The organism is Bradyrhizobium sp. CCBAU 25338 (assembly GCF_028128965.1).
Lineage (GTDB): Bacteria > Pseudomonadota > Alphaproteobacteria > Rhizobiales > Xanthobacteraceae > Bradyrhizobium > Bradyrhizobium liaoningense.
Genome location: NZ_LFKY01000003.1, coordinates 352,058 through 363,920, shown reverse-complemented (window position 1 = coordinate 363,920; position 11,863 = coordinate 352,058). Strand labels below are relative to the sequence as shown.

Sequence of the window (11,863 nt, the reverse complement as noted above, 5' to 3'; positions counted from 1 at the left end):
GCGAACCGCTGCTTGGCCGAGGCGCTCTTTGATTCATCACGGCGTCAAGAGCAGCATTGAAATCAAGAGGGTAGAGAAAACGAACAGCCAACAATAGCGATCTGGAATACTCGCTCGGCGGTCATTGCGCTCCCTCCGCAAATCGACCGTGGGCGGCCCCTGGTTGGGATGCAGCTCGCGCTTCTGGGCCTCGTACTGCCCAATCAAGATGGCAATTCCGTCCAGGGCGAGTTGGTGGGTGGTATGCGTCGAGAGTGCTTTGCAGTGCACTATCTTCTCATTCAGCTGAGCGCATTTTTCGCACTGAAACGCTCCCATTCCGTGAAAGGCGGGAGCGCAAACTCGTCTCTCTGCCACCGGCGCCCGGTGCAACTGTCGGTGATCTGAAACAACAGGAGAGGCCTTGCATTCGTTCCTAAGTCGGCAATCTCAAGCCGGGAGATGTCAGCCACTCTGTCATGTGAGCACCGATTTCGTCCTGCTGGGCCTTCCGTAACAAGGCGTCTCGTTTTGGTCCCGGCGGCAATGTCTCGGCTTGCTCACGTAGACTTTTGGCTTCCTCGGCTAGCCGTGTTTCGAGGGGGTGGGCTTGCTTGAAACGACGACGCTTCATGACACACCTCGTGCTTACGGGTCCTAATCCGCAGGGTTCAGCACTTCCGATCCTACTACGCATTCGACTGGCCGTCAGTTTCCTGGTCGACAGTATGAACAAAGGGCTGCCCCCAAAGGGTGATCGAGGTTCAGTGTTAGCGAACGGCAGCGCGGAAAGTGGCTGCGACCCTGGATCTTCTTGCCACTGTCACCGGCCGTCGTAACGCCGCCTCTCGACAGCGACGATGTCAACGTTGGGTCGGAGACATGGTCTCGAAAGATCTCGTTAAGCGTCTTTGGTTGCGCAAAGGGCACACTCCGGGTCCTTTCTTGAAGGGTCACGTTTCGATTCTTGTCTGTTTGTTTCTCTTCGCCTAACGTTGTGGTTGTCTTTTCTGGATCGCAAAAGAAATCCGCATCCTCGAATGGTGTGAAGCCGACTGGAATAGCGAATGCGCGAATGCATCCGGCCCGCGACGATCCGACGACAACGAAATGACGTGTCCCAGAGCAGTCCGAACCGGGTTCGGCCGTCTCCATTCAGCAACATCCGGACGCGCCTGCTTCACTTAATCCTGACAACTGTCCCGGCGTTCGTGTTGACGGCCCTGACCGGCGCTTCGGTCTCGGCACAGACATGGACGGGAACCGCGAGCAGCGATTGGACGGTCGGGAGCAACTGGTCTGGTGGCGCGGTGCCAATCGCGGGCAACGTCGTCAACATCAACACGACATCGCCCAATCCGACCGTCCTCGGCGTAGGCGGTGCCGCTGCTGGCGCGACAGGTCAACTGACCGTCGGCAATACGACCGGATCATTCGGCAACCTGACAATTCAGAACGGCAGCACGCTGACGAGCAGCGCCGCGACAATTGCGATTGGAGTCGCAGGCGGAAGCAACGGCACCGTCACCGTCAGCGGGGCCGGATCACAATGGACGACAACCGGCACTCAGATCGAAATCGGCGCCAGTGGCAATGGGACACTCAACATTCAGAACGGCGCCAGGGTCGTCGCCCAAGCAGGGGTTCTCCTCGGAAGCTTCGCCAGCGGCACGGGCACGCTCAATATCGGCGGTGGCAGCACGCTCGAGACGACCACCCTGTCTCGCCCCGGTACGGGAGGAACTGGCCAGATCAATTTCGACAATGCCATCCTGCGCGCCCGGATAAACAGCGTCGGCTTCATCTCCGGATTTTCGACGGGAAATCTCAATATCGCCGCGGGCGGCCTGACCGTCGACACCCAGGCCTTCACTGTGAGCGCGAACAACGGCTTTTCCGGCGTGGGCGGATTGACCAAGACTGGCGCGGGCACCTTCAATCTGCGCGCATCCAATACCTATGCCGGTGCTACGGTGATCACGTCCGGCACGCTTGCCCTTGCTTCTAATGGCTCGATAGCCGCGTCAAGCCGGGTCGTCGCAAACGGAACTTTCAACATCTCGGGCATCACTGCTGCCGGCACCAACATTCAAAGCCTCGCAGGAACCGGGACTGTCGCGCTCGGCGTGAAGAATCTGACGATCACCAACGCGAACGATGTGTTCGCCGGCGTGATCGGTGGCACGGGCGGGCTGACGCTCACTGGCGGCACCCAGACGCTGGCGGGCGGCAATACCTACAACGGTGCGACCAATGTAAACGCGGGAACCCTCCGCGCCGGGGCCGCAAACACGCTCAGCGCGGCCTCGGCCTTTACGGTCGCCTCCGGCGGCATGCTCGACCTCGCCGGCTTCAACCAAACGGTCGCCTCGCTTGGCAATGCCGGCGTTGTTGCCCTCGGCGGCGCGCCCGGAACGATGCTCACCGTGACCGGCAATTACGTGGGCAACGGCGGCACCGTGCAGCTCAACACCCGGCTCGGCGGCGACAGTTCTCCGACTGACCTGTTGCGGGTGCAGGGAAGCACGTCGGGCACATCGTTGCTGCGCGTCACCAATGTCGGCGGCTCCGGTGCGCAGACCGTCGAGGGCATCAAGGTGGTCGACGTCGTCGGCGCGTCCAACGGCAGCTTCTCGCTTCTCGGCAATTACGTGTTTCACGGCGAGCAGGCGGTGGTCGGCGGCGCCTATGCCTACACGTTGCAGAAGAACGGCATCGCCAGTCCCGGTGACGGCGACTGGTATCTGCGCTCGAGCCTGATCAATCCGCCGGTCTCGGCACCCTCCGGTCCGCTCTATCAGCCGGGCGTTCCGCTCTACGAGAACTACGCGCAGGTGCTGCTCGGCATGAACGATCTGCCGACGCTGCAGCAGCGTGCCGGCAATCGCTATTGGGGTGGCAGCGATGCGATGGCGCGCGCGGGTGTGGTGCCACCGGTGCCAGGTGTGGCGTCGCCGACGCCCACGGCGTTCTGGGGCCGCATCGAGGGCGGGCATTCGGATCTGCAGCCGTCCAACACCACGGGCTCGACCACCAAGGCCGACCAGTTGAAGGTGCAGACGGGCCTCGATGGTCTAGCACTGGAGAACGAGCGAGGGCGGCTGATCGTCGGCCTCACCGCGCAATATGGCCTGACGACCGCCGATGTCGCCTCGTTCTACGGCAATGGCCGTATCCGCGTCGAGGGAACCGGCGTCGGCGCCACGCTGACCTGGTATGGCGACAACGGCTTCTATGTCGACGGTCAGGCGCAGTCGATGTTCTACCGCAGCGATCTGTCTTCCGTGCTGGTTGGCAGCATGACCCACGGCAATGAAGGCGTCGGATACGCTTTCAGCGCCGAAACCGGCAAGCGCATCGGCTTCGGCAACGGCTGGTCGCTGACGCCGCAGGCGCAGCTTTCCTATGCGAAGGTCGCTTTCGGCGATTTTGCCGACCGGTTCGGTGCGCCGGTGTCGTTGCGCGATGGCGACAGCCTGCTTGGCCGCGCCGGTCTTGCGCTCGACCATCAGAAGACCTGGAATGACGGCACGGGCATCGTGCGATCCGACATCTACGGCATCGCAAATCTGCGCTACGAATTCCTCAACGGCACCAAGGTCGATGTCGCGGGCACCGGCTTTGCCAATGCGCAGGATCGGCTGTGGGCCAGCATCGGCGGCGGCGGCACCTACAGCTGGGCCAACGGGCGCTACGCTGTCTTCGGTGAGGTTTCCTACAATGCGAGCCTCAACGACGGGTCGGACAACCGCAACTACAAGGGCACTGGCGGCTTCCGCCTCATCTGGTAAATAGCGCGCTCGCAGCGGAGGCGCGCCGGCGACAAGAGCGGCGCCGCTCAGACAGCAAGACGTGCCAACTTCTCCGTAGCGAGCACGCAGGTGCGACACTTTCAAGCGATGTTGATTTCTGCACTGGGTCAAAGGCTGCCTTGCCCAGGCCGAATTGCACTGTTCGGCGCGCCTTCCGAAAGCTGACCGCTCAGTCTTCTGAGCGAAGGGCCAGCCACGGGCCATTATCGGACTCCAGACCCAGACCCACCCGAATGTCAGCGAAGGGCCATGACCAACGCCACAGTTATCGACAGGTTATATGCTCCCAACCAAAGGTTGCGCAGTCCAGTATGTATGCTACGGTGCACTTACCGGCACGGCATTTCCGACCCGGACTTGGAAGGACATGGTCATGAGATTATCATCAAGCCTTGTCGTACCTTCAACCGTCGCTGCCTTGTCGACTGTCTTGCTGTGCGCCCCGGCAGCATCGCAAATCCCAACCGGCTCCGCCGCCACGCTTCCTCCCATCACGGTCGACGCGCCGAAACAGGTGGCAAAGCCGCACGTCTCGGAGCGGGGAACAAACACAACGGCGCCGCGTCGGACCGCGTCAACAACTCGAACGTCAACCGCGCGCGCGCCTGCATATGCGCCAGGTTCTGTGATGGGGAGGATTGCCAGCCTGGAGAAAGTCGCCAGCAGCTGCAACGGTGGCTGTGCATCGAGTTTTCCGAATGGCAAGGAACCCTGGATCGGATGTAGCGAGTCGGGCGGCAACATAGAATACGGACCTTTCTCGCCAACCTGCCGAGACACCATCACCCACAAACCCTACCTGGGTTGCGTCGAAACAAAGACGTTCCTGGGCGAAAACCGAAACAAGGCCCACTGGTTGTGCAGCAGCCTGGCCGCTGGCAACAGGTTTAAGGTCGCAGAACTCAAGCGATCAGGGCGCCGCTAGCCGATATCGCCTTCGGTCACGCGCGAGCACGTCGAACTCAGCGCAGCTGAGACCAAACAGGATCGCGGGATAGATCAGGGGCTAAGGCGCGCTGTGGCCCGCGGTCTCCAATTCGACTTCCTCCAAACAGGCTCGGGCGAGCGGGAGTGTGGTCCTTGAATCCGTTAAGGGTCAAAAGCTGCCCTTGGCGGCTGCTTCACCTTGGTCGGCTCATCTCCTGTAGGGAGACGTTTCGGTTCTTCGAGCGCAGGTCGGCAACGGGCCAAACGCAGACGTCGCCAGTAGTCGCGACAGTTAACGCCATTCGATTCCGTATGCATCAATGGGCTGCTGAAAGCCTTTGAGATGGTGGGCACCCAAGCTTGACACTTGCACGCGATCTCGGATGCAATCCTGTACAGCCTTTGACACGAGAATGGCATCGGGGTCGGCCAACTGACACAAACGAGCGGCCAGTTGAACGGTCGCACCGAACAGGTCGTTGCTGTCAGCAATCGGCTCGCCGACATCGATGCCAATTCGCACCTGAAGCTTCTCCTTGCTCGCCAGATTGAAGGCTTCAAATGCGCGCTGGATGGCGCGGGCGCATTGCACGGAGGCAGAGGCGTCGGCAAAGGATGCCATGATACCATCGCCGGTGTGCTTCACCACATGCCCGCCCTCGTCCTTCAAGGCCCGGCGCACCAGCGCGTCATGAGCCCGAACCATCTCCACTGAACGGGCATCGCCAAGACGCTCCGTCATGCTGGTAGAGCCAACGATGTCGGTGAACATGATTGCTCGCAGCGCCGAATCGAATTTGACATCGTCTGCCGCGCCGCTAGGGTCCGGGTCGGACACCCTTCCCAGAAACGCCTGGACCGCCGAGAGGTCCACTTCGATGACATCTTTCGCTACGTCGCCGTGAGCTTCGTCATGAACCCTCATCGCCGTTCGGATATCCGGTGCGTCAATGAGACAGAAGCCCGTACCGCGCGATTCATCAAACCAGTACGTTAGAAAACGAACGCCGTATCGATCTTGCACTTCCAGATCTTTGCGATGCGCCTCGGCGATATCGGCGGCGGTCAGCCCCGAGAGATCGTGTCGATCAAGGAAAATTGGCATCGGCAGCACCCTATCCAATTCTTCGAAATATGGCCTGAAGTCTGCACCAAGCTTGAAGTTCCCGAAAGAGCCAATCCCTGCGTCCTGATGTCAGCTCCGGGTCAAAACGCGAAGAACTCAACGTGAGTAGATTCGGTCCGGTATGCCCCATTGAACGGATCTCGATGAGGCGTGCTGCCACCTCGCTGACGGGCCACTTGTCGACCGTAACTGCAAACGGGCATCAGCGGTCGCCAAGAAGCCAGTAGCGGACTAGATACCCTTAACAAGCCAGCTGGATAGCCGATAGCATCGGACTACGAGGCGAAGTGATGAGGTCCCTTTGCCTATGCGGCGCCTATGATCCGTCACGGCATGCGCTAGCCATGTAGATGCCTAGCTCATTGGTCTTGATGAGCTCGTACGGATTTGTCACTCCTTCTTCCCGCAGCCATTCAATCTGCAATTCGTATGCCTGGCGTTCGTAGGCAGCAATACAGGGAAGGACGATGTTGTTTGCCCTCTGCACGTGGTGCACCACTTCATGCACCAGAGTGCTTTTCTGTCGCAGATCATCGGGTCGCCAGCCCTGAGGCAGGTAAATTGCCCCCTCGTCGCGATTGTAGAGCGCCTGCAACTCCAGCCCGCTATTTTCCGGCGAGCCATGTCGCATTGCCATTTCCGCCGGTGTCACGAAGTGGATCCGCGGATGATCAGGAGCCGACAAGCCGGTCTTGGCAACGATCCATGCGATGTAGATTGCGATCAGGCTATCCAAGGAAACGGCTTCCTGTAAGACCGCAGCGCGGCCTGCGATGACAAGGATTGTTCGAATTTCGGAGTTCTGACTAGGTTGGCCCCGCAGCGGATTGCTCGGGATGCGCGATCAGATGTTCGTACTGACGCAGGATCCGATCCGCCTGAAGGCGTCGCGAGCTTCGCAGCGCCGACTCGATGGAAGCAAGGAAGCGTCGCCTTGCATTCTCGATTGGAAACGACGCGAGAGTCGGCAGTGCGGACGAAGGCTGCGAAGTGTTTTTCATGATCAGGACGCCAGGGTCGGTTGATGACGTGGAGCGTTGTCAGCGCGATATCTGGAACCATTGGCATCGACGGCTGGCCGCGCGGCGGCGGCAGTTGCAGGGGCGCAATCCAGGATCGGCGGGCGCTTCAGCGTGATCGGTTGCCAGAAAAAGCGACACGCCTCAGCATGCGCTTCAAACATGTCGACGCCGATATCGCGTAGAAAGTCGGATCTGTCCCTGATATCCGCGCGTAGCTTTGACCGGAAGCAGGCGCGCTCCCACCAGGTCAAAGGCAGTCGCGCAATCGGATGGTCGGCGTTGACGCACTCAATCATGTAAGTTTGCAGGAAAACCTCCTGGGGCGGTGTGGTCCGCGATGACGTTTCTGAAAAGAAAGCGCTTGGAAATTCACCGCTCGATGCTCGCTTTGCAGCGGAACGGCGCATGACGGGATGGTGAAAGAGCCGGGAAGCCATTCGGTTCTCGGTTCGCTCTCCGGCGGGCCTCCCAATGTCATTACGGTGGGAGAACCCGCTTCCCGACAACCGTGCCGACTATCGCGCCGATTGATGCGTCTGAGAACTACCTGGAAAGGTGGTTCGTTGTGCTTTATGGATACGCGCGCGGTCGGCGGCCTGCACATGCTTCGGGAATGACATGCATCTCTCCACGGGTCCTGTCGATCCGCAAAACCAAGAAGTCTATGCACTCTGGGATCAGCTGGCCGACTTCTCGGTCGCCGACGGTGACGCCGCGCTGACGCACCTGCTGTCCACACTGCGGACCATGTTGTCGGCACGCAATGTGCTGTGGGGGGCGGTCGTGCGATTGCCTTCGCGCAAGCGGACCGATCCCTTGCTTGGCTGGCGTCCGCGCCTTGTCCGGGTGCTGGACCCGATACCGGCCGTGGCGGCATCCGTGCAGAAGCAGTACGATACGCTCTGGTCCGGCAACGTCGACCTGTCTCAGATTCTGTCCACGTCGGGAGATGAGCCGTTCCGCGTTCGCCTGCTGTTCGAAACGCTGCCGCCGGAATGGTTCGAGGGCGAGCATTATCGTCGTCACTATCTGGATGTCGGATTCGCCGACAGCATTTCAGTGCGCATTGCGCTCAATGAGGACGTGCGAATCCGCCTGTTCGTATTTCGCGATGCGCAGGCACCCCGCTTCTCGGCGCAGGACGGCCAGCTTCTGGGCTTCACGATGCGGGGGTTGAGATGGTTTCACCGTCAACAGCTGCTCAGTCACGGTCTGCTCATAGCCAACGCGGCCCTGACACCCGCCGAGCGCAGGGTATTGCTCTCGCTGCTCGACGGGCAGGCGGAAAAGGAGATTGCGCAGAAGCTTGGCCAAAGTCCGAACACCACGCACTTCCACGTCAAGTCGATCTACGCCAAGTTCGGCGTGCGCAACCGCGCGGCGCTCGCCGCGCTCTGGCTCGGCAAGCTGCGATAGCGCAGCGAGCCCGAACGTCAGCCATGGGTCAAAATTGCGAAGAACTTAACCTGAGCATATCTGGTCTGTCTTGCCATACTGAGCGGACCTCAACGAAACGCTCCGCGACTTCGTGGATGGGCCCAGAAGCGGACTCAACAGTCAACACGACCGCTTCGTGAGACCATGGTTGACCTTCTACTCGACTGAATCCAATCGCCTCCCAAAACCGACCTGCGCCGAAACACGAAGTCAGCCTAGAGAGGGAGGGGCAAGGCCGCTTCGGGTCAAAACGCGAAGAACTCAAGGTGAGTAGATTCGGTCCGGTATGCCCCATCGAACGGACCTCGATGAGGCGTGCTGCCACTTCGCTGGCCAATGGCCGACATCACAGCTGCAGCGCCGTCTGGACTTAGCCATTTCGAAGAGAAGCCGGGGACTCCATGTGATATTGTGGTCGAATGCAGCTCATTTTTATCTACGGGCAAGTCGCTTCAGGGAAACTCACTATCGCGCGCCAGCTTGCGGCGCGGACGGGGATAGCGCTGTTTCACAATCACCTCGTCGTCGACGCGGTTGGCGCGGTGTTTCCGTTCGGCACGGAGGCTTTTTCGCGCTTGCGCGAACAGTTCTGGATAGCGGTGTTCGAGGAGGCCGCGAAGCAGAATCGATCCCTGATATTCACATTCGCCCCCGAACCGACCGTGGCCCGAGATTTTCCGGGGCGGGTACGAGGATTGATAGAACGGAACGGAGGCCAGGTCATCTTCGTAGCACTGCACTTGGCGCAGGCAGAGCAAGAGCGACGCTTGGTCGAGGAGGGGCGCGCTGCATTTGGAAAAATGCGGAATCTAACGGTACTGCGCACGCTTAGACCGCAGTTCGACGCCTGCATGGCATCCATGCCCCAACCCGCACTGACCCTCGATGTAAGCAATCTGACGCCGTCCGAGAGTGCCGAGGCTATTTCAAGCCTGATCCTGGTAGAGTCTAGGCGGGAGACCTGAGGTGCGGGTTCAAGCTAAGCCCTGCCGGCCGCGAACGTCGGCTTCGGGTCAAAATGCGAAGAATTCAGCGTGATCAAATTCAGCCCGTTCCGCCACTAAGCGGACCTCAAAGAGAGGTGTCGCCACTTCGCATCTGGGCCAACAGCAGTCCTTTCTTTGGTCATCCTGACTGCGGAATCCGATTGCTGTCGCAGGCTATGGCAGTCTTCATCACAAGAGGTTGAGGTTGACCTCGATCAACACCTCCTCGTCTCATCCTCTCAGATTGGTGCCGAAAGATCGGAGGGTTTCATGCGCAAGACACTGATTTACGGCGTGGCGCTGGCGGCGATTGGGGCAGCCATCGTGACCGTTCCGTCGAAGACACATGCGCAGCGCGGCTATGGCGGCATGATGGGCCCCGGTCAAGGTTACGGCATGATGGGAAACTACGGCCGGGGCATGATGGGCGGTTGTCCGATGATGGACGCTACGGCCGATGGCAAGACATCGACTTTCGCGGCGGGGCGTATTGCATTCCTCAAGGCGGAACTGGGCATTACCGATGCTCAAAAGACCGTCTGGGATGCTTACGCAGAGACGATCAAGGGCAATCTGCAAAGCATGCAGGGCATGTGGCAGACCATGAAGGCAGTGGCCGAAGCCAAGACCCCGGCTGATCGCCTTAGCGCGCAGATTGCCGCGATGGAAAGCCGGGTCGCTGCGCTCAAGGAAGTCAAGCCGGCCCTTGAGAAGCTCTACGCTGCGCTGAGTGACGAACAGAAGAAGAAGGCAGATGAGGTGCTCACGGGCATGGGTTGCATGATGTGATGCGCAGTACGGTGTTGATCTGTCCATCTTGGGTTCTTGCCGACATCGTTGGAGTAAAGGAAAACTCACCGGTCTGGCGCTCAATGTTGATCTATGGTGCCTTAGGCATTTCTAACATGATCCTCTGGATCGTACTCCTGGGCCTGGTTGTCGCGGCGGTGGTGTGGCTTGTTCGGAGGCCCCCGTTGGACACGCATCAATCATATGGACGGCGATCTCCCGGCCTCGACGCACTTGAGAGAAACGCTACGCGCGGCGAAATAGACCGCGACGAATATCTGCAGAAGAAGCAGGACATTTCTCCTGATCTCACGCGGAGCGCTCGGCACTGATGGTTCGTTGTCTCGATTGCGAAGGGAGTTTCCGATGAGCTACTATTTCAGCAAAACGCTGCCGGTCGGCTTTGATGAGGCCGTGCGTCGCAGTGTTGAGGGCCTCAAGCAGGAAGGCTTTGGGGTCATCACCGAGATCGATCTGAAGGAGACCTTCAAGAAGAAAATCAATGTCGACTTCCGCAACTACCGCATCCTCGGCGCGTGCAATCCCGTGCTGGCCCATGAGGCACTAAAGCTGGAAGACAAAGTTGGTACAATGCTTCCTTGCAATGTCGTGGTCCAGGATGTTGGAGGCGGAAGGACCGAGGTGGCAGCAATTGATCCCGTCGCATCTATGCAGGCCATTGACAATACAGGGCTGAAGCTGGCGGCGGATCGGGTCGGCGCCAAGCTCAAGAAGTTCATCGAGGCGCTCTGACGCCCGGTGGTTGCCGATCTCCGAAATGGGTCATTGGACTAAACCGCTCGCGCTGTAGGGCACTGCGGCGGGCGTCAGGCCAATGGGATAGCGCAACAGAGCGTTCTGTCTTGAGATCAAGGGGTTTCGACAACCTCACTCAAGACAGGAGCATCGTTGACGCGCGGCCTCGCCACACCTTCCGCGGTTTCCTCCCTTGAAGGTTTGCGAACGCCGACCCCGGTGTGCGCCGCGCCACCATCATGGGGCCGCATCCGCAAACCTTCACAGCCGTGCCTACCCCTCGGCAGGTCTATTCTTTGTCGCGAGATGCTTACGACCCCTTCGGGCTCTTATTCATGGCGTGAATGGCCACGGTGTCGCGGCCGTCGTGCCCAAGCTTCGATGCACACTTGGAGGTTCTAGCCGCAGAGACCGTGAAATAACCGGCCGAGTTAACATCCCAATGGGCTACCGGGCTTAATATCTGGCGCTCTGAAGCGATTTGCTCTTCCGAGAGATGAGCCTCGGACAGATAAAGGTGAGTCTTCGGCAGCAGAAGAATAATTCCAAGGGCGATGAGCTTTAATCCCAGTCGCATGCTCGCCTCCACTCCTTGATAACCGATAGCAAGAGATGAAGCGTCGAAAAAATTAGGTCGGTACCCTAAGGGGATGTACGCAGGAGGCAGCCCAATTGTGCGTCCCGCGCCGACGCGGTCATTTCGCAGACGTTGCTGGTCTGCAAGGTGAGCATGATCAGGGACGCCGTCAGCGAGTCGAACAGGCGAGCAAACAGCTCGCGCGGGACGCGGCGTGAAGCGCGAGGATGTCGATACGGGATAGCGGAAGGGGCTCGCCTTGTCCCACGTTCTGCGATGGTGTCATCATGCGCCTGTTTTGCCCGACGGAGCAACAGTTTCGTAAAATCAGGAAAATGCGCAACGTTCTTGAAAAGATCGTGCTTGATCCGCAGGCTCAGGCGCGAGGACGGATCCAGCCGATCTCGTTATGCTCCAAGTCCTTGATCTTGCTGCCCCCGGCTACTGTGCAT

Annotated in this window: 9 protein-coding genes; 5 read left to right on the top strand and 4 right to left on the bottom strand. The window is 59.7% G+C overall.

Annotation, left to right across the window (positions count from 1 at the left end; genetic code table 11):
• Positions 1 to 1,193 precede the first annotated feature (1,193 nt).
• Complete coding sequence (locus ACM42_RS06940) at positions 1,194 to 3,770, top strand: autotransporter family protein (protein ID WP_271527189.1); 2,577 nt, start codon at positions 1,194 to 1,196, stop codon at positions 3,768 to 3,770.
• A gap of 1,240 nt (positions 3,771 to 5,010) precedes the next feature.
• On the opposite strand, the gene ACM42_RS06935 is transcribed toward ACM42_RS06940, so the two are convergent.
• From ACM42_RS06935 to ACM42_RS06925, 3 genes are all read right to left on the bottom strand, one after another.
• Positions 5,011 to 5,823: a nickel-binding protein gene (locus ACM42_RS06935; RefSeq protein ID WP_271527188.1), complete on the bottom strand. Its 813-nt coding sequence runs from the start codon at positions 5,821 to 5,823 to the stop codon at positions 5,011 to 5,013.
• Positions 5,824 to 6,160: 337 nt separating this feature from the next.
• A complete protein-coding gene (locus ACM42_RS06930) occupies positions 6,161 to 6,619 on the bottom strand; it encodes a DUF6647 family protein (RefSeq protein WP_333921505.1) in 459 nt (152 codons plus the stop codon).
• Between the two features lie 228 nt (positions 6,620 to 6,847).
• The gene (locus tag ACM42_RS06925) at positions 6,848 to 7,303 is read right to left on the bottom strand and encodes a hypothetical protein (RefSeq protein WP_271527186.1); all 456 of its coding nucleotides are present in this window, start codon (positions 7,301 to 7,303) and stop codon (positions 6,848 to 6,850) included.
• A gap of 181 nt (positions 7,304 to 7,484) precedes the next feature.
• Between ACM42_RS06925 and ACM42_RS06920 the strand changes: the two genes are divergently transcribed.
• From ACM42_RS06920 to ACM42_RS06905, 4 genes are all read left to right on the top strand, one after another.
• Positions 7,485 to 8,282, top strand: a complete 798-nt coding sequence (locus ACM42_RS06920) for a helix-turn-helix transcriptional regulator (protein ID WP_271527185.1) — start codon at positions 7,485 to 7,487, stop codon at positions 8,280 to 8,282.
• A gap of 440 nt (positions 8,283 to 8,722) precedes the next feature.
• Positions 8,723 to 9,268, top strand: a complete 546-nt coding sequence (locus ACM42_RS06915) for an AAA family ATPase (RefSeq protein WP_271527184.1) — start codon at positions 8,723 to 8,725, stop codon at positions 9,266 to 9,268.
• Positions 9,269 to 9,559: 291 nt separating this feature from the next.
• Positions 9,560 to 10,078, top strand: coding sequence for a Spy/CpxP family protein refolding chaperone (locus ACM42_RS06910; protein WP_271527183.1), 519 nt, complete (start codon positions 9,560 to 9,562; stop codon positions 10,076 to 10,078).
• A 366-nt stretch (positions 10,079 to 10,444) separates the two neighbouring features.
• A complete protein-coding gene (locus tag ACM42_RS06905; RefSeq protein WP_271527182.1) occupies positions 10,445 to 10,831 on the top strand; it encodes a DUF302 domain-containing protein in 387 nt (128 codons plus the stop codon).
• A gap of 313 nt (positions 10,832 to 11,144) precedes the next feature.
• Here ACM42_RS06905 and ACM42_RS06900 read toward each other — a convergent pair whose 3' ends face one another.
• The gene (locus ACM42_RS06900; protein ID WP_271527181.1) at positions 11,145 to 11,411 is read right to left on the bottom strand and encodes a hypothetical protein; all 267 of its coding nucleotides are present in this window, start codon (positions 11,409 to 11,411) and stop codon (positions 11,145 to 11,147) included.
• Positions 11,412 to 11,863 lie beyond the last annotated feature (452 nt).

Bases quoted from the DNA above. Each gene is read 5' to 3' on its own strand.
- ACM42_RS06935 (WP_271527188.1), bottom strand. From the start codon at position 5,823: ATGCCAATTTTCCTTGATCGACACGATCTCTCGGGGCTGACCGCCGCC.
- ACM42_RS06915 (WP_271527184.1), top strand. From the start codon at position 8,723: ATGCAGCTCATTTTTATCTACGGGCAAGTCGCTTCAGGGAAACTCACT.
- ACM42_RS06905 (WP_271527182.1), top strand. From the start codon at position 10,445: ATGAGCTACTATTTCAGCAAAACGCTGCCGGTCGGCTTTGATGAGGCC.
- ACM42_RS06920 (WP_271527185.1), top strand. From the start codon at position 7,485: ATGCATCTCTCCACGGGTCCTGTCGATCCGCAAAACCAAGAAGTCTAT.
- ACM42_RS06910 (WP_271527183.1), top strand. From the start codon at position 9,560: ATGCGCAAGACACTGATTTACGGCGTGGCGCTGGCGGCGATTGGGGCA.
- ACM42_RS06900 (WP_271527181.1), bottom strand. From the start codon at position 11,411: ATGCGACTGGGATTAAAGCTCATCGCCCTTGGAATTATTCTTCTGCTG.
- ACM42_RS06925 (WP_271527186.1), bottom strand. From the start codon at position 7,303: ATGGCTTCCCGGCTCTTTCACCATCCCGTCATGCGCCGTTCCGCTGCA.